Genomic DNA, 23,388 nt, shown 5'->3' on the forward strand with positions numbered 1-23,388 from the left:
CGGTGAGGACGGTCGGTTGGGCGGCACGCAGCGACTAGCCTGGAGTGGTGAGCCAGAGTCGTACCTACCACGTGCGGACCTACGGCTGCCAGATGAACGTCCACGACTCCGAGCGCCTGTCCGGACTGCTGGAGGACGCGGGCTACGTGCGGGCAGCCGAGGACAGCACCGCCGACGTCGTCGTGTTCAACACCTGCGCCGTCCGCGAGAACGCCGACAACCGCCTCTACGGCAACCTCGGGCACCTGCGCCCGGTGAAGGACGCCCACCCCGGCATGCAGATCGCCGTCGGCGGGTGCCTGGCGCAGAAGGACCGCGGCGAGATCGTCCGCCGCGCGCCCTGGGTCGACGTCGTCTTCGGCACGCACAACATCGGGTCCCTGCCCACCCTGCTGGAGCGCGCCCGCGTCCAGCGCGAGGCCCAGGTCGAGATCGAGGAGTCCCTCCAGACCTTCCCCTCGACCCTGCCGACCCGGCGCGAGTCCGCCTACGCCGCGTGGGTCGCGATCTCGGTGGGCTGCAACAACACCTGCACGTTCTGCATCGTCCCCGCCCTGCGCGGCAAGGAGAAGGACCGCCGCCCCGGCGACATCCTCGCCGAGATCCGCGCGCTCGTCGCCGAGGGCGCGGTCGAGGTCACCCTCCTGGGCCAGAACGTCAACGCCTACGGCAGCGAGTTCGGCGACCGGCAGGCGTTCTCCAAGCTGCTGCGCGCCTGCGGGGAGATCGAGGGCCTGGAGCGCGTTCGCTTCACCTCGCCGCACCCGCGCGACTTCACCGACGACGTCATCGAGGCCATGGCCGAGACCCCCAATGTCATGCCGCAGCTGCACATGCCGCTGCAATCGGGGTCGAGCGGGCTGCTGAAGTCGATGCGCCGGTCCTACCGCCAGGAGCGGTTCCTCGGGATCGTGGAGAACGTGCGCCGCGCCATGCCCGACGCCGCGATCACCACCGACATCATCGTCGGCTTCCCCGGCGAGACCGAGGAGGACTTCCAGGAGACCCTGCACGTGGTGCGCGAGGCGCGCTTCGCGGCGGCGTTCACCTTCCAGTACTCCAAGCGGCCCGGCACCCCCGCCGCCACGATGGAGGGACAGCTTCCCAAGGCGGTCGTCCAAGAGCGCTACGAACGGCTGGTCGCACTCCAGGAGGAGATCTCCTGGGCCGAGAACCGCGCCCTCATCGGCCGCGAGGTCGACCTGCTCGTGGCCGAGGGCGAAGGGCGCAAGGACGGCGCCCGCGACCGCATGTCGGGGCGGGCCCCCGACAACCGGCTCGTGCACTTCGCCACCGCGGCCCCCGGCGGCGGCCCCGCCGAAGGGGAGGGCCCGCGCCCCGGCGACATCGTGACCGTCGGCGTCACCGCCGCCGCCCCCCACCACCTGGTGGCCGACTCCGGGGTGCGGGCGGTGCGCCGCACCCGGGCCGGCGACGCCTGGGCGGCCCGCAACGGCCGCGCGCCGCAGGTACCGGGGGTGCTGCTGGGCATGCCGCGAATCGGTGCGCCCGCGCCCGAGCCCGCCCCGGCGGGCGGCTGCCAGGGGGCCTGACCCCGCCCCCCACCGCGACATCGGTACCGGTGCCCGGCCCCGTCCGTCTCCGGGGCCGGGCACCGGTGCATCAGGGGTGGGCCGGCCTCACAGGCGCACGGGCAGCCGCTGCAGCCGCCACATCGTCGGCATCAGCAGGCGCTCGGCGTCGGCCGGGTCGACCGCCAGAGCGAGGCCGGGGTAGCGGCGCAGGAGCGCGGTGAAGGCGACCTCCCCCTCCTGGCGGGCCAGTGCCGCCCCCAGGCAGTAGTGGGGGCCGTGGCTGAAGCCGACGTGGGTCTCGCGCCGCCCGGCGGGTTCGCGGGTGATGTCCAGCCGCTCGGGGTCGTCGAACTCCCGCGGGTCGTAGTTGGCGGCGGCCAGCATGGGGGTGACCGTCTCGCCCCGGCGGATGGTGGTGTCGCCGATCGTGACGTCCTCGGTCGCGTAGCGCGCCCGCGGGGCCTGCACCAGCGGGCCGCACCAGCGCATCAGCTCGTGCACGGCCCGCGGCGCCAGTTCCGGTTCGGCGCGCAGCCGGGCGAGCTGGTCGGGGTGGGTCAGCAGCGCGAAGGTGCCGTTGCCGATCAGGTGGGCGGTGGTCTCGTGCCCGGCGATGACGAGCGAGATCACCATCGTGACCAGCTCCCTGTCGCTGAGCCGGTCGCCGTCCTCGTCGTGGGTGCGGATGAGGCCGGTGAGCAGGTCGTCGCCCGGTGCGGCGCGCCGCTCCCTGATCAGCTCGTGAATGTGGTCGACCATCTCGACCGTAGCGCCGGCGAAGTCGGCGTTCGGTCCGAACGAGACGAGTCGGCGACCCCAGTCGCGCCACTGGGGCCGGTGGCGCTCGGGAACACCGACCAGCTCGCAGATCACCGTGATCGGCAGGGGATAGGCGAAGTGCTCCATGAGGTCGACGGTGCCGTCCTCGGCGTGGGAGGGCAGGGCACCGAGCAGGTCCTCGGTGATCTGCTCGACCCGGGGGCGCAGGTCGTTGACGCGGCGCACGGTGAACGCGCGGGAGACCAGCTTGCGCAGCCGGGTGTGGTCGGCGCCGTCGGTGTCGAGGACCGACGAGACGAAGTAGGGGAGGTAGTCGTCCGGGACGCCGTACTGGGTGAGGAACGCCGCGCGGTAGTTGACCGTGTCGGAGCCCGGGACCGAGGCCGGGTTGTTGACGAAGCGGGGGTCGCTCAGCACCGCCCGGACGTCGTCGTACCTGGTGACCAGGTGGAACCTCTGATCGAGGCCGGGAAAGGCCGCTTCGACCACCCGGGACTGCTCGCGCAGCCGGGAGAAGCCGCCGAACGGGTCGCTCAGCAGCGCGGGGTCCCCGAGGTTCACCGGACACTTCGCGGTCGTGTCGGTGGTGCCGGTGGTGGATTCGGCCGGTGTGGTCATTGCTGCCCTCCATTGGGCGTCAGGTGTGGGTCTGTTTGTCGACCGCGGCGCGGATGTGGACCAGCAGCTCGCGGTAGTAGCGGATGACCTCCGGGGCCGCGGTGGCGACCTCCGCGCCGGCGCCGGCGGTCTCGAAGGCGTCGTGCACGGTCCGCTCGATGGAGTCGGCCTTGGCTTCGAGGGGGATCGGCCCCACCGGGAGCACGCTGTCCACCGTCAGGAAGCCCATGATCACCGCGGTGAACGCGTGGATCTGCTGTTCGAGTGAGGAGTCGGTGCGCAGCACGCCTTGGTCGCGGAGCAGCTCGAAGTAGGCGCCGAGCGTCGCCACCCGCCGCTCCACGACGTCTCCGACGACGCTCATGGCGTCGCGCGCGAGGGTGCCCAGGGTGTCGTTGTCGCCGATCACCACGGCCCTGATGATCGGTTCCTCGTGCACCCAGACGAAGAGCTGCCGGGCCAGCCTGCTGGGCAGGATGGTCGCCGGTTCGGCGGCCATGAGGTCCAGGAGCCGCTCGATCGTCTCCGCCTGCGTGCGCATCAGCACGGTCATGAACAGCACCGTCTTGGTGCGGAAGTGCAGGTAGACGGTGCCCTTGCCGACCTGTGCGCGGCGGGCGACCTCGTCGATGGTGACGCGGCGGTACCCCCATGCGACCAGCAGCTCGGCCGCCGCGTCGAGGATGCGCTCGGCGCGCATCTCGCGTTCGGCCTCGCCTGCCGAGGCGGGGGAGCCGGCGGACCACGTCACGTTCCGTTCTTTCGTCATGGTGCAATTCTGGATCTTGACTGCGTGACCAGATTTGAAATCTGGTCACAAAGTCAAGGCTACGCTCGGAGCGCCCGCACGGCAAGCGGTGCGGGCGTAGGGAACGCGTCAGGACCCGGACGCGGGCGGTAGCCTCGGCCTGTGCTGATCGCCGCCGCCGTCTGTCCCCATCCGCCCCTGCTCGTGCCCGAGGTGGCCCGCGGCGCGTCGGGTGAACTCGACGGGCTGCGCGCGGCCTGCGACCGCGCCGTCGCCGGGCTGGCAGAGGCCGAACCCGACGTGCTCGTGGTGGTCGGCGGCGGGGCGGGAGACCGCGTCCACGGTCCCGGGGCAGGCGGCGACCTGCGTTCCTACGGCGTGCGCCTGCGGGTCGGGCCGCCCCCGGCCGTGCTGCCCCTGTCGCTGACCATCGGCCGGTGGCTCGCCGAACGCGGCGGCATCCGGCCCGCGCGGCTCGTCGAGGTCGCCTCCTCGGCCCGCTCCGAGACCTGCCTGGTGCACGGCGCGGGCATCGCCGCCGCGGCACCCCGCGTGGCGCTGCTGGCCATGGGCGACGGCAGCGCCCGGCGCACCACGGCCGCCCCGGGCCGGTTCGACGCGCGCGCCGTCGCGTTCGACAACACCGTCGCCGCCGCGCTCGCCGCCGCCGACACCGCCGCCCTCGCCGCGCTCGACCCCCTGCTGGCCGACCTGCTGATGGCCGGGGGCCGCGCCGCGTGGCAGACCCTGGCGGGCGCCGCCGAGGGGGCGGGACTCTCCGGCGAGCTGCTGGCCCACGAGGCGCCCTACGGAGTCGGCTACCTCACGGCCCTGTGGCGCTGAGCCCGCGTTCGTTCCCGCACCGCTCCCGCCGCCGTGCCCGGTACCGATGGCGGCGCGTCCAGCGGCGGGGTGGTGCTCCGCGCCGGAGCCCTGGGCCCGTGCCCGGCGGTCGCTACCCGGCGGCGGCGACCTCCATCGCCGCGAAGTGCGCCCCGAACGGGTCGGCGATCATCGCCCACCGCCCATAGGGGGAGTCGGCCGCGGCGCGCAGCGCCCGCCCGCCCCGCTCCTCCGCGGCCCGAACCGCCGCGTCGGCGCTGCTCACCCCGAAATAGGTGAGCCACGCGCCGTGTCCCTCGCTGACCCGCTCGTCGGCGCCGCCGTAGACCCCGCATACCGGGGCGCCGCCGCTGTTCAGCGTGGTGTAGTCGAACCCGGCCATGCGTTCGGTCGTGTACCCGAACACCCGGGTCAGGGCGGCGCTGGTCGTCTCGGTGTCCGGGCTGGTCACCTCGGCCCAGACAGGGGCGCCGGGTACGCTGTGGACCTCCGCGCCGCGCAGCAGCCCCGGCCGCCACAGCCCGAAGACGGTCCCCGCGGGCTCGCGCGCGATCGCCATCCCGCCGGTGTCGCCGATCTCCTGGTGGCCGACGACGATCACGCCGCCCACCTCCTCGACCGCGCGCAGCGCCTCGTCGATGTCGTCGGTGGCCAGATAGGTGGTCCAGTTGCACCGCTCCGTGGGGTCGCTCGCCGCACCCCACGGCTCGGAGAACGCGGCGACCCGCCGTCCGTCGAGCGTCGCGGTCACATACCCCTCGCCCTCGAAGTCCCAGCCCAGCAGCGCGCGGTAGAACGTCGTCGCGCGCTCCAAGTCGGGAACGACGAGATCGGACCAGACCGGAGCCCCCACCGGGTAGCGCGCGGACGCCGTGGACGCGGAGAGCCTCATGGCGGACCCCGTACCCGTGACGGGCGGGGCGGACCGGCCGATCAGGTAAAAACCAGGGCGGCCCGCCGCATCAGCGACCGGGGGCGCCGGCCCCCGCCGATTCCACCAGGCGCAGAGCGCGGTCGGTGAGATCGGGGGCGTCGTAGGGCAGCCAGTGGATCCGGGGGTCGCGCCGGAACCAGGAGTCCTGGCGGCGTGCGAACCTGCGGGTGGCGCGGACGGTCTCGGCGCGCGCGGTGGCGTCGTCGTACTCCCCGTCGAGGAAGCGCAGCACCTGGGCGTAGCCCAGCGCGCGCGAAGCGGTGCGGCCCTCGCGCAGGCCGTGCCCGGTCAGCTCCCGGACCTCCTCGACCAGCCCCTCCCGCCACATGCGGTCGACCCGCGCCTCGATGCGCGCGTCCAGCTCCGGGCGCGGGACCTCCAGCCCGATCTGCACGCACGGGTAGCGGGAGGTGTGCTCGGGCAGAGTGGCCGTGAACGGCCCCCCGGTCAGCTCGATCACCTCCAGCGCGCGCACGATGCGCCGGCCGTTGGTGGGCAGGATGGCCTCGGCGGCGACGGGGTCGCGGCCGGCCAGGCGCGCGTGCAGGGGGGCGGGGCCGGAGGCGGCCAGCTCGGCTTCGAGCCGCGACCGCACCTCGGGGTCGGTCCCGGGGAACTCCAGCTCGTCCAGTGCGCCCCGGATGTAGAGGCCCGATCCGCCGACGAGCAGCGGGGTGTCGCCGGCCGCGCGCAGCCGGTCGATGAGGGCGCGCGCCCGCCGCTGGTGGTCGGCGACGTTGGCGGTCTCGGTGACGTTCCAGATGCCGAGCAGGTGGTGGGCGATTCCGCGGCGCTCGGCGACGGGCAGCTTGGCGGTGCCGATGTCCATGCCGCGGTACAGCTGCATGGAGTCGGCGTTGATCACCTCGGCGCCCGCGGAGGGCCCGCCCAGCCGCAGCGCGAGGTCCACGGCCAGATCCGACTTGCCGGCGGCCGTCGGTCCCACGACCGCGATCACCGGCGGCGCGCTGTCCTCAATGTCCGTGCTGCTCATGCGACCAGTCTGCCAGCGGCGGGCGGTGCTCGCGGCGGAGGCGGGCCGGGTCGGCACGCCCTAGGATGGGCCCATGCGCTTCGCCAAAGGCCACGGTACCGAGAACGACTTCGTGATCCTCCCCGATCCCGATGGCCGGCTCGACCTCGCCCCCTCCGCCGTCGCCGCGCTGTGCGACCGCCGGGCGGGTATCGGGGCCGACGGCGTGCTGCGCGTCGTGCGCACCGCAGCCCTCGGCGGGGAGCCGGCGGGGGCCGCGGCCTCGGCGGCGGGGTGCGAATGGTTCATGGACTACCGCAACGCCGATGGCAGCGTCGCCGAGATGTGCGGCAACGGCGTGCGGGTCTTCGCCCGCTACCTGGTCGAACAGGGACTCGCCAAGGCCCCGGCGTTCTCCGTGGGCACCCGGGCCGGGGCGCGGGGCATCGTCGTCGAGGACGACGGCGACATCACCGTCGACATGGGCGCCGCCCGCGTCCTGGGTGAGGGGGCGGCCCGGCTGGCCGGCGGTGACGTGCGCGGGCTGCGCATCTCCGTGGGCAACCCGCATCTGGCGTGCCGGGTCGACGGCGGCTCCGCCGCCGTCGCGGCCATGGACCTCACGGCCGCCCCGGAGCTCGACCCCGCGGAGTTCCCCGAGGGCGCCAACGTGGAGGTCTTCGCCGAGGTCGCCCCGGGCACGCTCCAGATGCGCGTGTACGAGCGGGGGTCCGCCGAGACCCGCTCGTGCGGCACCGGCATCGTCGCGGCCGCGGCCGCCGCCACGCCGCCGGGCGAGGGCGCCACCTGGCTCGTCCGCGTGCCGGGCGGCGAGTGCACGGTCTTCCTCGACTCCCAGGGCGCCCGCCTCCGCGGTCCCGCCGTCATCGTCGCCGAGGGCGAGACCCGCCTCCCCTGAGCCGGTCGCCGGAACCGGGCGCCCGGCCGTACCGCGCGGATCGGCCGCCGGTCAGAGCCGTGGCGGGCAGGCCGCGGATCGACGCGTCGAGCACCTGGGCGGTGTGGGCCACCGCGATGGACCCGCCGGAGCGTTCGATGGCCGAGGCGATCTGCAACGAGCATCCGGGGTTGCCCGCGATGAGCAGTCCGGCGCCGGTCTCCCGCACAGCGGCGCTCTTGCGGTCGCCGAGTTCGGCGGCAGGCCCGGGCCGCAGCAGGTTGTAGACCCCCGCCGACCCGCAGCAGATCTCGGGGTCCGGGACATCGGACAGTTCCAGCCCCGGGATGCCGCGCAGCAGCGAGCGCGGCTCGGCGGTGATGCCCTGGCCGTGGGAGAGGTGGCAGGCGTCGTGGTAGGCCGCCCGCACCGGCAGCGGGTGGCGCTCGGCCCGGGGGCCGAGGGCGGCCAGGTACTCCGAGAAGTCGACGACCCGCGCCGACATCGCCTCCGCGCGCCGGACCGCCGTCGGTGAGCCCCCGGATTCGCGGATGAGCCGCGGGTAGTGCTTCATGGTGCCGCCGCAGCCGGCGGAGTTGACCACCACGGCGTCCACCCCGGCCGCCTCGAAGACGTCGATTGTGGCGCGGGCGAGGTCGGCCGCCTCGGCGGCCCGCCCGGCGTGCGACGACAGCGCGCCACAGCACCCCTGGGAGCGGGGGATCACGACGTCGCAGCCCTCGCTGGCGAGCACCCGCGCGGTCGCGGTGTTGACCTGCGGGAAGAACGCCCCCTGGACGCACCCCGTGAGCATCCCGACCACCGCGCGGCGGCGGCCGACGGCGGGCAGCCGCTCCGGAAGCGCCGGCACGCCGCCGCGCAGGGGAGGGGCCACCCGCTCCATCGTGGCCAGCGACGGTGAGATCCGTTCCAGCACACCCGAGCCGCGGACCAGCCGCGACAGCCCGCTGGCCTGGTAGGCGCGCAAGGGGGCGCGCAGCAGCTCCAGGCGCCGCCGGTAGGGGAAGAGGGCGAAGATCGCCGAGCGCAGTCCCCGCTCGGCCGGACCGCGCCGGTGCTCCTCCTCGACCTTGGCGCGGGTGGTCTCGATCAGCGCGTCGTAGGCCACGCCCGAAGGGCAGGCGCTGACGCAGGCCAGGCAGCCCAGGCAGTTGTCGAAGTGGCCCACCGAGGCCTCGTTGAGGACGTCGTCCTCGCGCATCTGCCCCATCAGGTGGATCCGTCCGCGCGGGGAGTCCATCTCCTCCCCCCAGAGCACGTACGTGGGACAGGTGGGCAGGCAGAACCCGCAGTGGACGCAGTCGCCGAGCACGTCGTCGAACGACCGGGGCGCCCCCTCCGGGGCGGTGTCGTGGGCGCAGCCGCCGTCGGTCACCTGAGACCTCCTCGTATGGGTTCCCCGGGGCCGCCCCGGGAGCAGAGCGCACCCCGCACCGCCACCGCGGCCCGCGCGGGATGTCTGTCGGCGGGCGCGGGCGCGGGGGGCGGGGGAGCCGTCCGTGCGGCGGATTCGCGGAGCCCGGGTGCCGTCGCGGCGGCGGCCATCAGATGCCGCCCGCGAAGCGGCCCGGGGACAGCAGGCGGTCGGGGTCGAACCGGTCCTTGACCGCGCGCATCAGAGCGAGGCCGGGCACGTCGCCCCACAGGTCGGCGCCGCCGCGCTCCAGCAGAGCGGGGGCCGCGCGCCGGACGGTCAGTGCGCCGCCCGGCGCGCCCGCCGACCCGCCGGTGATCGCCGCCCGGGCGGCGCCGATCGTTCGCGCGGCGGCCTCCGGGGGCGCGTCGGCGGGCAGCGACGCCAGCAGCGATCCCGCCGCCGCCGATCCGCGGACCGACACCGGCAGCCCCGCGCCGTGCGCGGCCGAGCGCAGGGCAGAGGCGGCCGCCACCGCCTCGTCCGGCGGGACGGCGATCATGAGGAGGGTGTCGGCGGGGTCCCCCGGCGCGGCGCCCCAGTCGGCGGGCGGGTCCGGCGCGGTGGCGCCGTCGCCGAGCAGCCGGGCGACTTCGGCGGCGCGCGCCCCGATCCCGCCCGCGGCCCCCTCCAGCAGCACGTGCAGGCGCAACGGGCCGTCCGCGGGCCAGTCGAGCTCGACCGCGGCCGGAACGGTGGCCGAAGCGGCGACAGCCCGCCGCCAGGCGGCGAGCGTGCCGGGATCGCGGGTGGTCCCGGACACCACGCGCACGGCCGGCGGCAGCGGGTGCAGCCGGAAGGTCACCGAGGTGATCAGCCCCAGCGTCCCCAGCGCCCCGGTGTGCAGCCGGCCCAGGGCGTAGCCGGCGACGTTCTTCACCACCCGGCCGCCCGAGGCGGCGGCGACCCCGTCGGCGCGCACCACGGTCATGCCGATGATCAGGTCGCGTATCGGCCCGTGCAGGATCCGGCGCGGCCCCGACAGCCCGGTCGCGACGAGGCCGCCCACCGTGGATCCGGCGATCACCGGGTCGACGGACAGGCGCTGGCCGGCCGACGCCAGGGCCTCCTCCAGTTCGGCCACCGGCGTCCCGGCGCCCGCCTCGGCGACGAGGTCGCCCGATGCGTGCTCGATCCGGGAGAGCGAGGTGGTGTCGACCACCAGGTCGCAGCGGAGCGGCGGGGACCCCCAGCCGGCCTTCGTGCCGTTCCCGCGGGCCACCGATGCCAATCCGTGCCGGGCGGCGGCGGCCATGAGGGCCGACGCTCCCGGCAGGTCGCGCGGCGCGGCGACGAAGCGCGGCACCCGGCCGCCGACCGCGTCGCCCGCCGTCCCGGCGCGCACCCGGGTGCCGCCCGCGCCCAGCTCCGCCATGACGGCGGCGTCGTCCGCCACCGCCGCCCCGGTGCCGCCCGCGTTCCGTCCGCCGCTCACACCGCACGCTCCCTTCGTCGGTCCGTCCCGCCCGCGCCGGTTCCGGCACGGGCCGCTGGCAACGGGCCACCTGGCCTCAGAACAGCTCCGCCCGGCCCTCGGCGACCAGCGGGTGCGCTCCCTTGTTCACGCGGGGCCGCTCGCCGCACAGCCGCGGCGTGGGCAGCAGCTTCTCGGGGTTGGCGATGCCGTCGGGGTCGAACGCCCGGCGGAACCGGTCCATCGTGTCGAGGTCGTCGGGGCCGTACATCGCGGGCATCTGGCAGGCCTTGTCCACGCCCACCCCGTGTTCGCCGGTGATGGAGCCGCCCGCGCCCACGCACAGGTCCAGGATCGCCCCCGACACCTCCGCCGCCCGCTCCGCGGCGCCGGGTTCGGAATCGTCGAAGAGGACGAGCGGGTGCAGGTTGCCGTCGCCGGCGTGGAAGACGTTGGCGACCCGGATGCCCGACTCCGCCGACAGCCGCGCGATGTCGCGCAGCACCTCGGGCAGCGCGGTGCGGGGCACCACCCCGTCCTGCACGATGTAGGCCGGGCTGATGCGCCCCACGGCGGCGAACGCCGATTTGCGGCCCTTCCAGATGCGGGCGCGCTCGGCGGCGTCGCTCGCGGTCCGGATGCCGAACGCCCCGGCGTCGCGGCACAACCGGGTGACCTCGTCGAACTGGGCGTCGACGTCGGCCTCGGGGCCGTCGAGCTCGACGATCAGCACCGCCCCCGCGCCCGGCGGGTAGCCGCAGGCGACCGCGGCCTCGGCCGCCGCGATGGACAGGGCGTCCATCATCTCGATGGCGGCGGGCAGCACCCCGGCCGCGATGATCGCCGACACGGCGGCCCCGCCGGCGTCCATGGTGTCGAACGCCGCGAGGACCGTGCTCACCTTCTGCGGGGTGCGCACCAGCCGGACGGTGATCTCGGTGGCGATGCCCAGTGTTCCCTCGGAGCCGATGAACGCGCCGATGAGGTCGTAGCCGGGGGCGTCGGCGGCCTTGCCGCCCAGCCGCACGACCTCGCCCGCGGGGGTGACGACGACCAGGCCGGTGACGTGGTTGACGGTGAACCCGTACTTGAGGCAGTGGGCGCCGCCGGAGTTCTCGGCGATGTTGCCGCCCACCGAGCACACCTGCTGGCTGGAGGGGTCGGGCGCGTAGTAGTAGCCGTGGGGCGCCGCCGCGCGGGTGATGTCGAGGTTGGCGACGCCCGGCTCGACGACGGCGCGCTCGTTGGCGGCGTCGATCTCGATGATGCGGCGCATGCGCGAGGTCGCGATGAGCACCCCGTCGGTGCGGGGCAGCGCCCCGCCCGACAGGCCGGTGCCCGCGCCGCGCGGGACGAACGGCACCCGGTGCTCGGCGCACAGCCGCACCACCGCCGCGACCTGCGCGGTGGTGGTGGGCAGCACGACGACGCCGGGGACGGCCGCGTGGTAGGTGATCCCGTCGCTCTCATAGGTGCGGCGGGCGGCGGCGTCGGTGACGACACCGTCGGCGCCGCAGATCTCGCGCAGCCGCGGGATCAGCGCGTGGAGCGGTTCCGGCATGGGGGCTCGCCTCCCCGTCCGTGCGGGCCCGGGGCCGGGCCCGCTAGGTCCTGTTTCTTGAAAGGTCTGCGGGGTGGGCCGGTGCTCTGGAATCGTCGGGTGACATGGTCCGACGCCATGAACTCACCGATGCCGAGTGGGATCTGCTCGCCCCGCTCATGCCCGCCGACCCGCCCAAGGGCGGCCAGTGGGCCGACCACCGCAAGGTCATCAACGCCATCCTCTTCCGGACCAGAACCGGTATCCCCTGGCGTGACCTGCCAGAACGGTACGGCCCCTGGGAGACCGCCGCAGGCCGACACCGCCGCTGGTCCTTGGACGGCACCTGGGACAGGATCGCCGAGCGGCTGCGCATCGACGCCGCCACCGGCGAATCCCTCGACGTCGGCATCGACTCCACCATGGTGCGCGCCCACCACCACGCCGCCGGGGCGGCGAAAAAGGGGACGCCGCCCGGGACGAACCGGACGGATCGGAGGCGCTCGGGCGGTCCCGGGGTGGGCTGACCACCAAGATCCACCTGCTCGCAGACCAGCGCCGCCGGCCCCTGGCCATCGCCACCAGCCCCGGCCAGCGGGGCGATACCCGCATGTTCGAGTCGCTGATGGCGGCACTTCGGCTGCCCCGCGGCACCGGGCGGCCCCGGACCCGTCCCGACCGCCTGCTGGGCGACAAGGCGTACTCTTCGGCGGCGATCCGCGCCCACCTGCGCGCCCGCAACATCAAGGCGACCATCGCCCAGCCCCGCGACCAGCGCGAGAACCGCCGCAGGCGCGGACGCGGGGTGGTCGGCCCCCGGCCTTCGACCGCGTCGCCTACCGGGACCGCAACACGGTCGAAAGATCCATCAACCTGCTGAAACAGAACCGGGCGGTCGCGACCAGGTACGACAAGAGGGCCGTGGTCTATGACGGGACCGTACAAGTCGCCTCCATCCGTATCTGGCTACGCGATCTCACTCGTTCAAAAAACACTGCCTAGGGCGTACTCTCTCCCACCTGCCCAACGGGGGCAAGGCCCGCCGTGTGCGGTCAGGGCATGGACTCGTAGGCGGGCAGGGTCAGGAAATCCGCGTAGTCGTCGGCCAGGGCGACCGTGGTGAACAGCTCCTTGGCCTGCGCGAACAGCGCCTCGTCGAAGGCGTCGCCGGCGTCGGCGCGGATGGCGTCCTCCTGCTCGGCGATGATGCGCTCGACGAGGTCGCGGGTGACCGCGGGCCCGTCGTCGAGGATCACGCCGTTGTGGAGCCACTGCCAGACCTGGGACCGGGAGATCTCGGCGGTGGCGGCGTCCTCCATGAGGTTGTGGATGGCGACCGCGCCGTTGCCGCCGAGCCAGGCCGTGAGGTACCGGAGGGCGACGTCGATGTTGGCGCGCAGGCCGTTCTCGGTGATGCCGCCCCCGGCGGTGCCGACGGACAGCAGGTCGGCGGCCGTGACCTCGACATCGGGGCGCTGCCGGTCGAGCTGGTTGGGCCGGTCGCCGAGAACGCCGTCGAAGACCTCGCCGGCGACGGGGACCAGATCGGGGTGGGCGACCCACGAGCCGTCGAACCCGTCGCCGGACTCGCGCGCCTTGTCGTCGCGGACCTTGGCGAGGGCGAGCTCGTTGACCTCGGGGTCGCGCCGGCTGGGGATGAAGGCGGCCATGCCGCCGATGGCGAAGGCGCCGCGCCGGTGGCAGGTGGACACCAGCAGTTCGGTGTAGGCGCGCATGAACGGCGCGGTCATGGTGACGGCGTTGCGCTCGGGCAGCAGGAAGCTCCGGCCGCGGGTGCGGTGGACCTTGATGATGCTGAACAGGTAGTCCCAGCGTCCGGCGTTCAGCCCGGCGGAGTGCTCGCGCAGCTCGTAGAGGATCTCCTCCATCTCCAGCGCAGCGGGGATGGTCTCGATCAGCACGGTGGCGCGGATGGTGCCCTGCGGGATGCCCAGGTGGTCCTGGGCGGTGCGGAAGATGTCGTTCCACAGCCGCGCTTCGAGGTGGCTCTCCATCTTCGGCAGGTAGAAGTAGGGGCCCTTGCCCTTGTCGAGCTGGCGCCGGGCGCAGTGGAAGAAGTAGAGGGCGAAGTCCACGATGCCGCCTGCGACGCGCCGGCCGTCGACGAGGATGTGCTTCTCGTCGAGGTGCCAGCCGCGGGGCCGGACCACGATGGTGGCCAGCTCGGCGTCGTCCTTGAGGGCGTAGGACTTGCCGCCGGGGGCGGTGAAGTCGATGGCGCGGTCCAGGGCGTCGCGCAGGTTGAGCTGCCCTCCGACCATGTTCTCCCACAGCGGGGTGTTGGCGTCCTCGAAGTCGGCCAGCCACACCTTGGCGCCGGAGTTGAGCGCGTTGATGGTCATCTTGCGGTCGGTGGGGCCGGTGATCTCCACGCGGCGGTCGGTGATCCCCGGTGCGGGCGGTGCGACCCGCCAGTCCGGGTCCTCGCGGATCGCGCGGGTCTCGGGGAGGAAGTCGAGGTCGGCGCCCGCGGAGATCTCCGCCTGCCGGCGGGTGCGCGCGGCCAGCAGCTCCTGGCGGCGGTCCTCGTAGCGGCGGTGGAGGTCGGCGACCAGCTCCAGCGCGTCCTGGGTCAGGATCTCGTCGAACCTGTCGTGCGGGGGGCCGGTGACCTCGACCCCGTTCGTGGAGCCCATGAGAGAAAACCTTCCACAAAGCGGAACTTGCTTCTGTTATGTGGAATAAGACGCTACTCTGCGGTCGGGAGCCGGGTCAACGGCGGCTCCACCGCGAACACAGCGACTTTCCGCGGCGCGGAAGAATCCGGGAATTTGCAGGTAGGCAGACGGGGCCCGCTTCCACCGCCCGGCCGGCCCCGTGGCGGCCGCCACGGATGGACACGCGCGTTCCCCGGCGGGAAAATCGGATGCCCGGACGGCGCGACCGTGCCACCATCCCAAGGGGGAACAAGCCGCCCCATCGCGGCGTTGCCCTTGCTGGAGGGATATGAATACTGCTCACGACCACGGTTTCACCCGGCCGACCGACCACACCCACGGAGGGCCCATGAACCGTGAAGCGATCGCCGTCGGCGATCTCGACGCCGACGCGCTGCTGCACGCGGCCCGGGCCGGCGGTGAACCCGACCAAGGCGAGCTCGAACTCGCCGACCGCCACGCCCTGCGCCGGGTGGCGGGCCTGTCGACCGAGCTGACCGACGTCACCGAAGTCGAATACCGCGCCCTGCGCCTGGAGCGCGTCGTTCTGATCGGGGTGTGGACCAGCGGCACCCAGCTCGACGCCGACAATTCCCTGACCGAACTCAAGCAGCTCGCCGAGACCGCGGGCGCGCTCGTGCTCGAAGGGGTCACGCAGCGCCGCGGCAAGCCCGACCCGGCCACCTACGTCGGCCGCGGCAAGGCCGACGAACTGCGCGAGATCGTCGAGAGCACCGGTGCCGACACCGTCATCTGCGACGGCGAGCTCGCCCCCGGCCAGCTGCGCCAGCTCGAAGAGGTCGTCAAGGTCAAGGTCGTCGACCGCACCGCCCTCATCCTCGACATCTTCGCCCAGCACGCACGCAGCCGCGAGGGCAAGGCGCAGGTCGAACTCGCCCAGCTCACCTACCTCCTGCCGCGCCTGCGCGGCTGGGGCGACTCCCTGTCCCGGCAGGGCGGCGGCAGCGGCGGCGGGGGCAACGGCGGCGTCGGCCTCCGCGGCCCCGGTGAGACCAAGATCGAGACCGACCGCCGGCGCATCAACACCAAGATGGCCAAGCTGCGCCGCCAGCTCGCCCAGATGTCCACGGCGCGTGACGTCAAGCGCGACCGGCGGCGCACCCGGCAGGTGCCCGCGGTCGCCATCGCCGGCTACACCAACGCCGGGAAGTCGAGCCTGCTCAACCGGCTCACCGGCGCCGGGGTCCTGGTGGAGAACGCCCTGTTCGCCACCCTCGACCCCACGGTCCGCCAGGCCCGCACCCCCGACGGCCGCGCGTTCACGCTCAGCGACACCGTCGGGTTCGTGCGCCACCTGCCGCACCAGCTCGTCGAGGCGTTCCGCTCCACGCTCGAAGAGGTCGCCGACTCCGACCTCATCCTGCACGTCGTCGACGCCTCGCACCCCGACCCCGAGCAGCAGCTCGCCGCGGTGCGCGAGGTCTTCGCCGACATCGGCGCGCAGGACGTGCCCGAACTGATCGTCTTCAACAAGGCCGACGCCGCCGACCCGGTGGTACTCAAGCAGCTCCGCACCCGCGAACCCGGGGCCGTCGAGGTCTCCGCGCGCACCGGGGCGGGCATCGCCGACCTGATCGGCGCGGTCAGCGGGGCCCTGCCGCTGCTCGACCGCGAGATGCGCGTCGTGGTCCCCTACCACCGCGGTGACCTGGTCTCCCGTGTCCACGAGGAGGGCCGCATCCTCGGCGAGGAGCACACGGGCGACGGCACCGCGCTGCACGCGTGGGTGCCGCAGCTGCTCGCGGGCAAACTGGAGGAGTTCGCCGTGCCCGCCGGCTGAGGATCCCGTCCTGACGATTTGGTCACTTCAACGGCGGAACCCCAGGTGGGGTTCTGCCGTTGGTGTGTTTAGGACCCGAAGAGGTGTACACGGTGTCCGCGGATGAACTACGGTTTTGAATCACTGGCACGAGTCCGTGAGGCGCCGGCCCCCGGCCGCACCGCTCCTTCCCCCCGCCAGACCAGCCGAGATCGAGGTCGCCTATGTCTGCCCGCCTGCTCCGACCTGCTGTGATATCCGCGTTTTCGCGGCCATGACCCCCAAGGCGGGCCGGTGAGACGATGACTGTACGACTACTGACGAACATCGGGCGGTTGTGGACCGGGACCGATCTCCTCAGTAACGCGGCGATGCTCATCCACCACGACCGCATCGCGTGGGTCGGGGCCGCCGCGGACCTTCCGCAGAGCCTTCCGGGCGTCATCGACGACATCGTCGACGTCGACGAAGTCGACAACCTCGGCGGCGGACTGGTCACCCCGGGGCTGATCGACGCCCACTGCCACCCGGTGTACGCGGGCAACCGCTACGCCGAGGTCGCCATGCGCGCAAGCGGCGCGTCCAAGGCCGAGATCGTCGGCGCGGGCGGCGGGGTCGCCTCCACGGTCACCGTGACCCGCGGGACCGATCCCTGGACCCTGTGCAACGCGGTCCGCGAGCGGCTGCGCCACTGGGTGCTGTCCGGGTGCACCACCGTCGAGGCCAAGACCGGCTACCACCTCACCCGCGACGGCGAACTCGCCGACGTCCGGCTGCTGCGCTCGCTGGAGGAGGAGCCCGGCATGCCGCGGCTGCACGTCACCTTCTTCGCCGCCCACGCGGTGCCGCCGGAGTACTTCGGCCGGCCGCGCGACTACGTCGACGCCGTGTGCTCGTGGCTGCCCGACGCCGCCCGGGCCGGGGCCGACGGCGTGGACGTCTACTGCGACAACCAGCAGTTCACCTCCGACGACGCCCGCATGCTGCTGTCGGCGGGCCGCTCGGTGGGGCTCCAGACCCACATGCACGCCTGCACCCGGCCGCGGCACGGCGCCATCCGCATGGCGGCCGACCTCCAGTGCTCCTCGGTCGACCTCGTGCACGAGACCGACGAGGACGACATCCTCGCGCTGGCCAAGACCAGCACGCCGGTCGTCGTCTGCCCCACGACCTCGCTGCACGAGCACCGGCACCCGCCGGTGCGGTCGCTGCTCGACCACGGCGTGCCCGTGGGGCTGGGCACCGACCACAACCCCGGCCAGTCGGGCACGATGTCCCTGCCGCTGGCGATCTCCATGGCCATCTCGATGTTCAACATGAGCGTCCTGGAGGCGCTTCGCGCGGCGACCGTCGGCGGCGCCTACGCGCTGGGCGCCACCGACCGCGGCCTGCTCGCTCCGGGCCAGTACGCCGACATCGTCCAGTGGGACGCCGACCACGAGGGCGCGTTCGCGTGGTCCTACGGACTCAACACACTGCGGGTCTGGCGCGGCGGCGAGACCATCCGCTGACCACACGCCCACGACCAGCAGGACCCTGTTCCCCGGGAGCGCCCGGACGGCCGCACCGCCGTCCGGGCGCTCCCGTTCGCGGTGCCGTGCGGCGCGGCGGCGCCTGCCGGGCCTCTTGGGACGGGCGGGGCGGTGTCACCCGCGGCGGCTCCGCGCGGTCGCGATCTCGATCACGGCCCGCTCCAGGGCGTAGGCAGGGTCGCGGCCGGCGCCCTTGATCAGCGCGTCGGTCTCGGCGATCACCGACATCGCCCGCGCCAGCCCCTGCGGGCTCCAGCCCCGGGCCTGCTGGCGCAGGGACTTCAGCTTCCACGGCGGGACCTTGGCGCGCTTGGCGAGGTCGGCCTCGCTGCCGCCGCGCGCCGGCTGGGCGACCACCGCCAGGCCGCGCACGGCCGAGGCGAGGGCGCTGTTGATGAGCACCGGGGCGGTGCCCACGGACAGCGACCAGCGCAGCTGCTCCAGCGCCTCGGGCAGCCGCCCCTCGACGGCGCGGTCGGCGACGGTGAACCCCGATGCCTCGGCCTTGCCCGAGTGGTAGCGGGCGACCGCGGCGGCGTCGACGCGGCCGTCGGTGTCGGCGACGAGCTGGGTACAGGCCGCCGCGATCTCGCGGAGGTCGGTGCCCACCGCGTCGAGCAGCGACTGCGCCGCGTCGGGCGCGATCTGCCGGCCCGCGCGCGCGAACTCGCCCTTGACGAAGGCCAGGCGCTCCGGGCCCTTGGTGAGCTTGGCGCAGGTGATCCGGGTGGCCCCCGCCTTCACGGCGGTGTCGAGCAGCGCCTTGCCCTTGGCGCCGCCGGCGTGCACCAGCACGAGGAGCACGTCGTCGGCCGGGTCCGTGATATGGCCGGTGACCACGGCGGCGATGTCCTTGGTGAGGTCCTGGGCCGACCGCAGCACCACCACACGCCGCTCCCCGAACAGCGAGGGGGAGGTGACCTCGACCAGTTTGGCGGCGCTGACCTGGCCGGGGACCAGGTCGTGCACGTCGACGTCGGGATCGTCGGCGCGCGCGGCGGCGACCAGTTCGGCCACGGCGCGGTCGACGAGCAGTTCCTCATCGCCGACGATGGCCGTGAGCGGGGTGACGGAGGTGGAGCCCATACAAGCAGCATGCCACGGCCCGGAGACCTCGGCCGCGCCATCGCGGCGGACGGGCGGGCGGAGGGACCCTCGCTCCGCCGGCGACCGCGCCCGGAGGCCGTGGGGTGCGGCTGTGGGAGGCCGCAGTGAGAGGCCGCTGTGAGGCGACCGCGAGAGGCGGCCGGCCGCGCCGACAGCGCGACGGCCGTGTGCGACCGCCGCCCCGGTGCGCCGGACCGCGGAGGCCGCCGCGGTGCGCTGTGGGGCGGGGGATACATGCTGATGAGAGACGGTGCGCATGGCGGAGGTGCGGTACGGGCGGATATGGTCGGCCGGTGACCCCCATCTGGATCCCGGTCCTCGCCCTCCTGCTCGGCGGCATTCTCGTCTTCGTCGGCGTCCGCGAACTGCGCACCATCACCTGGCTGCGCCGCCACGGGGTCCGCGTGCCGGGCACCGTCACGGGGCGGCGGAGCGGAGGCGGCCGGAACGGCACGTCGGCGGCGGTGTTCGAGTTCGACACCCGCGACGGCCGACACATCCGGACCAAGCAGCGGATCTCGACCAACTTCGGCGCACTGCGCGGCGGTCAGGCGGTCACGGTGGCCTACGACCCCGACCACCCGGAGCGCGCCGAGATCGTCGAGGCCAAGGCGACACTCGTCGGCGCCGTGATGTTCCTGTTCATCGGCTCGGTCTTCTCCCTCGCCGGAATCGCGGCCGCGGTCGTCGTCGCCATGGTCCTCTAGGCCGGGAGCGGCGGCTCCGACCCGGCCGACGGCTCGCCTGGCCGATGGCCTCGCCCGGCGGAGTCCGGTCCGCGAGGCCGGCCGACGGCCCGAGGCCGCCGTCGCCGCTGCCTTCGCGGTCGGCCACGGCGCGCGGCCTGCCGCTCGCGCCCCGGACGGGCGCGGCCGTGCGCCAGCCGCGCAGAGGGTGTTCGGGCGGGCTCCGGGAGGCATCTGGGAAGCACCGGGTCCTACACCGTTCCTAACCTTCGGACGGCCGCCGGCGAAGCCGGGGCGACCACGGAACCGGAGGAACGCATGCTGCGGGGAATGGCCACGGTCTGCTTCTGGGCGGACGATGTCGAAGCGGCGAAGGCGTGGTACACCGGGCTGCTGGGCGTCGATCCGTATTTCGAGCGCTCCGGGCCGGACGGACGGCTCGCCTACGCCGAGTTCCGGCTGGGGGACTTCCAGGATGAACTCGGCCTGATCGACCGCCGCTACGCACCCGGCGCCGACCCCGGCACGGGCGGCGCGGTCGTCTACTGGCACGTCGACGATGTGGCGGCGGCGCTGGAGCGGCTGCCGTCGTCGGGGGCCGAGGAGAACGAGCCGCTGACCGCGCGCGAAGCGGGCTTCACCACGGCCTCGGTCGTCGATCCGTTCGGCAACGTCCTGGGCGTCATGTACAACCCGCACTACCTGGACATTTTCGGGCGGATCCCGGAGTTCGACCGGCCGGCGATCGAGACCGACGTGCCCGGGGGCGGCGACGGGGCCCGCGGATAGCGCCTGCGGCGCCGACCGCCACGGTCGCGGCCCACGGGGGACCTGCTCAGCGCTATCGGCGGCCGAGGGGGCCGCGGCGGACCGCGGAGGGGCCGTCGGCCCCCGGGATTACGGCGATGTCTCCGTGATCGTCGGTCCGATGGTTGGCCGGCGTCAGGCCGGTGAGGATGTCCCACGTGCGCGGGGCGGGATGGCCGAAGGGGTTGTCGGCACCCACCGAGGTCAGGGTCATACGCGGGCGGGTGGCCGCCAGGAACGCCGGCTCCTGGCCTTCGGCGCCGTGGTGCGGTGTCTTGAGGACGTCGACGCCGCGGATCGCGGGCGAGCCCAGGAGCGCCCGCTGCGGCGACTCCTCGATGTCGCCGGTGAGCAGCACGCGCATCGGGGCGGCCGCCGAGCCCTCGGGCGGGGACCAGGCCGCGAGCAGCACGACGCCGCCGTCGTTGCCTTCGGCCGCTGAGCCCGCGTGCGGCCACAGGACGTCGAACGTCCACGGGGCGACCCGCCAGCTCTGCCCCGAGGCGGCGGTGTGCAGGTCGGTTCCCGAGCTCTCCAGGACCCCTAGGCGCTCGTGCGACCCCACTCCGGGCGGTGCCAGCGCCGCCGCGACGCGCCGCTCGGGGGCCACTCCGGGGGTGCCGCCGACGTGGTCCATGTCGCCGTGGGTGAGGACCAGGAGGGAGATCTCGCGCACCCCGAGGTCGTCCAGGCAGCGGTCGACGGCCAACGGGTCGGGCCCGGTGTCGACCAGCACCGCGCGGCCGTCACCGGTCGACAGTGCCAGCGCATCCCCCTGCCCGACATCGCACGCCACCAGCGCCCACCCGGACGGCGGCCACGCGGGGGCGACGCAGCGCACCGCCAGAGCCGCGACCAGCACCGTGCCGCCGACGGCCGATAGAGCGCGCCGGGCGCGGCCCCGCAGGGCCAGGGCCGCCACCACGACCGCGGCCAGACCGATGGCGCCCCAGGCATCGCCGCGCCACGGCAGCGCGCCGCTCGGAAGAGCCGCCCCGAATCGGGCGACGGCGCCGACCCAGACGACGACCGCACCGGGCACCCAGACGAGCAGCGCGGCCGCCGCCGGCCAGATCAGGGCCAGCCCGGCGACCGCGAAACCGCCGACCGTGGCGATGGGGATCAGCGGGCCGACCGCCACGTTCGCCGGCACCGAGACCCAGCTCACCTCCTGCGACAGCAGCACCAGAACGGGAGCGCAGGCCACGTGCGCGGCCAGGGCGACGGCGACCGTCTCGGCCAGCCACCGCGGCATGCGCCGGGACCAGCGGTCGCGCCATCCGGGGGCGAGGACCATGATCCCGCCCGTCGCCAGGACCGACAGGGCGAAGCCGTAGGAGCGGGCGAGTCCGGGGTCGAACAGCAGCAGCCCGATGACCGTGGCCGCCAGCGCGGAGAGGCCGGCCCTGCGCCGCCCGAGGGCGAGGGCCACGAGGGCGACGGCGCCCATGAACGCGGCCCTGAGCACGCTCGGTTCCGCCCGCGCGATGAGGATGAACACCGCGATCATGGCGGCGCCCGCGAGCGCGGTCGCCCATGGAGGCCACCCCGCCCAGCGACCGAGCCCGAGCGCCACCGCAGTGAGGACGGCCAGGTTGGCGCCGCTGACGGTGAGCAGGTGCGTCATTCCGGTGGCGTTGAACTCCTCCTGGGTGGCGGCGTCGAGCCCGGAGGTGTCGCCGACGACCATGGCCGGCAGGAGACCTCGGGCGGGGGCGGGCAGGACGGCGGCGGCCTCGCGCAGCCGGGCGCGGACGTGGCCGGCCCACGCCTGCCGTGCGGGCGGCGGGTCGATCCGATCCGGTGGACCGCGCGCCAGGACCAGCCCGCCGACCAGGCCGCCGTCCCCCGCGGGGACGAGCTTGGCGGCGACGGTGACCCCTTGGCCGGGGAGGAGGCGGGCCCATTCCTCGCCGGAGGCCAGGATCACGACCGGGACCCGGGACGTTTCCCGTGGGTGGTCGGCGCCGCGCGCGACCCAGGTGGTGCGGGCGTCGATGACGAGTTCCGCCTGCCCGGGCGTGAGCGGCCCGGCGCGCGGGCGCGGATCGCCGGTGAGGACCGCGTGGAGCGAGACCCGGCTCCCGTCGGTCGCGAGCTCGGTGACGGGACTGGCCTCGACCCCGGCGAGCCGTCCGCCGGTGGCGAGCGCGGCCCCGGCCCCGCAGACCAGTACCGCGACCATCGGAGCCGCCCAAGTCTCGGCGGAGGGCAGGCGCAGGGCCGGCAGGAGCAGCATCGCGATCGCGCCGGCCACTGCGGCCACGAGCAGCGCCTCGCGGGAGTCGCCGCCGAGCAGCAGGGCCGCGCACACCCAGGTGCCGATGGCGGGTCCGACCAGCCGGAGGTCGGGGACACGATCAGGGTCGGGATCGACGGCATCGGTCCCGAGCTGGTTCAGCACGTCCGCTCACCCCGCAGGCGAAGGCCGGCCGCACCCGGGATGCCCTGGGCTCCGGAGCCGGCCGCGACCTCGGGTGCGGATGGAAGCCGGAGGGTGCGGCTCCCCATCGGACGAGCGGGCGCGGTGGCGTCCGCGTGGCACCGGTGAGCGCGGGTGGGATGCGCGCGCACGCGCACCGTGTGGTGAGTGGGCCGACCCCGCAGCGGGAGCCGCCGGAGCCGAGCGCCCCCGCTGATCAGGCGGTCGGGCGGGCGCGATCGAGGCGCCTGCGGGATCGCTGGAGACCCGACAGGGGCTGCCGCCGGGCGGTCCGCCCGCGACGGATCGGTGCACCCGTGGAGGGTCGGCCGGGGGCGGTGGGCATCCAAGGCGCAGCCTCCTGAGTCGGTTGGGGGTGCCGGACGAGTTTTCTGCGGGGGTCGGCGGGGTCGGCCGTGGTGTCGTGGGGTGGGTCGTGCCGTCGACCGCCGGGGGGTCGGTGCGGGTCGGTGGTGGGCGGTGTGGAGGTGGGAGCGGTGTCGGTGGTGTGCGATGTGGGTCGCCTGGGGGAGGGGAACACTGCGAGCCCCGGGGGGCGTGGGTCGGATCGGGGTTCCCCGAGCGATCCCGAGCCGCCGGAGCGGGACGCACTCTCTGTCGGGTCGGGACCGGCGGCGGACGCGGTAGGGCGGCGTTC

General features: G+C 74.3%; 17 protein-coding genes and 1 pseudogene. 8 read left to right on the plus strand and 10 right to left on the minus strand.

Annotation, left to right across the window (positions count from 1 at the left end; genetic code table 11):
- Window positions 1-71: 71 nt before the first annotated feature.
- A complete protein-coding gene (miaB, locus tag ACFO4E_RS03035) occupies window positions 72-1,553 on the plus strand; it encodes a tRNA (N6-isopentenyl adenosine(37)-C2)-methylthiotransferase MiaB (protein ID WP_378571611.1) in 1,482 nt (493 codons plus the stop codon).
- Between the two features lie 87 nt (window positions 1,554-1,640).
- On the opposite strand, the gene ACFO4E_RS03040 is transcribed toward miaB, so the two are convergent.
- Both ACFO4E_RS03040 and ACFO4E_RS03045 read right to left on the minus strand, forming a co-directional pair.
- A complete protein-coding gene (locus tag ACFO4E_RS03040; protein WP_378571313.1) occupies window positions 1,641-2,933 on the minus strand; it encodes a cytochrome P450 family protein in 1,293 nt (430 codons plus the stop codon).
- 19 nt (window positions 2,934-2,952) lie between these two features.
- Window positions 2,953-3,702, minus strand: a complete 750-nt coding sequence (locus ACFO4E_RS03045) for a TetR/AcrR family transcriptional regulator (protein ID WP_378571315.1) — start codon at window positions 3,700-3,702, stop codon at window positions 2,953-2,955.
- 141 nt (window positions 3,703-3,843) lie between these two features.
- Here ACFO4E_RS03045 and ACFO4E_RS03050 point away from each other — a divergent pair, with 141 nt between their 5' ends.
- On the plus strand, window positions 3,844-4,524 hold the full coding sequence (locus ACFO4E_RS03050; protein ID WP_378571316.1) for a class III extradiol ring-cleavage dioxygenase family protein: 681 nt from the start codon (window positions 3,844-3,846) through the stop codon (window positions 4,522-4,524).
- 112 nt (window positions 4,525-4,636) lie between these two features.
- Here ACFO4E_RS03050 and ACFO4E_RS03055 read toward each other — a convergent pair whose 3' ends face one another.
- Both ACFO4E_RS03055 and miaA read right to left on the minus strand, forming a co-directional pair.
- The gene (locus tag ACFO4E_RS03055; protein WP_378571318.1) at window positions 4,637-5,416 is read right to left on the minus strand and encodes a VOC family protein; all 780 of its coding nucleotides are present in this window, start codon (window positions 5,414-5,416) and stop codon (window positions 4,637-4,639) included.
- A 70-nt stretch (window positions 5,417-5,486) separates the two neighbouring features.
- Window positions 5,487-6,452, minus strand: coding sequence for a tRNA (adenosine(37)-N6)-dimethylallyltransferase MiaA (miaA, locus tag ACFO4E_RS03060; RefSeq protein WP_378571320.1), 966 nt, complete (start codon window positions 6,450-6,452; stop codon window positions 5,487-5,489).
- Between the two features lie 73 nt (window positions 6,453-6,525).
- On the opposite strand from miaA, the gene dapF reads away from it, so the two are divergent.
- Window positions 6,526-7,350, plus strand: a complete 825-nt coding sequence (gene dapF, locus ACFO4E_RS03065; protein ID WP_378571322.1) for a diaminopimelate epimerase — start codon at window positions 6,526-6,528, stop codon at window positions 7,348-7,350.
- Here the strand turns inward: dapF and ACFO4E_RS03070 are convergent.
- The 3 genes from ACFO4E_RS03070 to ACFO4E_RS03080 all read right to left on the minus strand — a co-directional run bounded on the left by ACFO4E_RS03070 (window position 7,316) and on the right by ACFO4E_RS03080 (window position 11,739).
- Window positions 7,316-8,725 carry a (Fe-S)-binding protein gene (locus ACFO4E_RS03070; RefSeq protein ID WP_378571323.1) on the minus strand — a complete coding sequence of 470 codons (1,410 nt, stop codon included), beginning with the start codon at window positions 8,723-8,725 and terminating at the stop codon, window positions 7,316-7,318. The two genes, dapF and ACFO4E_RS03070, sit on opposite strands and share 35 nt — an antisense overlap.
- Before the next feature lie 169 nt (window positions 8,726-8,894).
- Window positions 8,895-10,139, minus strand: a complete 1,245-nt coding sequence (locus tag ACFO4E_RS03075; RefSeq protein WP_378571612.1) for an FAD-binding oxidoreductase — start codon at window positions 10,137-10,139, stop codon at window positions 8,895-8,897.
- 136 nt (window positions 10,140-10,275) lie between these two features.
- Complete coding sequence (locus ACFO4E_RS03080) at window positions 10,276-11,739, minus strand: FAD-linked oxidase C-terminal domain-containing protein (RefSeq protein ID WP_378571325.1); 1,464 nt, start codon at window positions 11,737-11,739, stop codon at window positions 10,276-10,278.
- A 104-nt stretch (window positions 11,740-11,843) separates the two neighbouring features.
- Between ACFO4E_RS03080 and ACFO4E_RS03085 the strand changes: the two are divergent.
- Window positions 11,844-12,720: pseudogene (locus tag ACFO4E_RS03085) on the plus strand (IS5 family transposase).
- Between the two features lie 50 nt (window positions 12,721-12,770).
- On the opposite strand, the gene aceB reads toward ACFO4E_RS03085, so the two are convergent.
- Window positions 12,771-14,375 carry a malate synthase A gene (aceB, locus tag ACFO4E_RS03090; protein WP_378571327.1) on the minus strand — a complete coding sequence of 535 codons (1,605 nt, stop codon included), beginning with the start codon at window positions 14,373-14,375 and terminating at the stop codon, window positions 12,771-12,773.
- Window positions 14,376-14,685: 310 nt separating this feature from the next.
- Here aceB and hflX point away from each other — a divergent pair, with 310 nt between their 5' ends.
- The gene (gene hflX, locus ACFO4E_RS03095; RefSeq protein ID WP_378571329.1) at window positions 14,686-16,197 is read left to right on the plus strand and encodes a GTPase HflX; all 1,512 of its coding nucleotides are present in this window, start codon (window positions 14,686-14,688) and stop codon (window positions 16,195-16,197) included.
- Between the two features lie 281 nt (window positions 16,198-16,478).
- Entirely contained in the window at window positions 16,479-17,687 is a 1,209-nt protein-coding gene (gene hutI / locus ACFO4E_RS03100; protein ID WP_378530591.1) for an imidazolonepropionase, read from the plus strand.
- Between the two features lie 135 nt (window positions 17,688-17,822).
- On the opposite strand, the gene holA is transcribed toward hutI, so the two are convergent.
- Window positions 17,823-18,794, minus strand: coding sequence for a DNA polymerase III subunit delta (gene holA / locus ACFO4E_RS03105; RefSeq protein WP_378571331.1), 972 nt, complete (start codon window positions 18,792-18,794; stop codon window positions 17,823-17,825).
- Window positions 18,795-19,108: 314 nt separating this feature from the next.
- On the opposite strand from holA, the gene ACFO4E_RS03110 reads away from it, so the two are divergent.
- On the plus strand, window positions 19,109-19,522 hold the full coding sequence (locus tag ACFO4E_RS03110) for a DUF3592 domain-containing protein (RefSeq protein ID WP_378571333.1): 414 nt from the start codon (window positions 19,109-19,111) through the stop codon (window positions 19,520-19,522).
- A 297-nt stretch (window positions 19,523-19,819) separates the two neighbouring features.
- Complete coding sequence (locus ACFO4E_RS03115) at window positions 19,820-20,290, plus strand: VOC family protein (protein ID WP_378571335.1); 471 nt, start codon at window positions 19,820-19,822, stop codon at window positions 20,288-20,290.
- Window positions 20,291-20,342: 52 nt separating this feature from the next.
- On the opposite strand, the gene ACFO4E_RS03120 is transcribed toward ACFO4E_RS03115, so the two are convergent.
- A complete protein-coding gene (locus ACFO4E_RS03120) occupies window positions 20,343-22,712 on the minus strand; it encodes a ComEC/Rec2 family competence protein (RefSeq protein WP_378571337.1) in 2,370 nt (789 codons plus the stop codon).
- Window positions 22,713-23,388: the final 676 nt, after the last annotated feature.

The sequence above is a fragment of the Nocardiopsis mangrovi genome (assembly GCF_042653925.1).
Taxonomy (GTDB): Bacteria; Actinomycetota; Actinomycetes; order Streptosporangiales; family Streptosporangiaceae; genus Nocardiopsis_B; species Nocardiopsis_B mangrovi.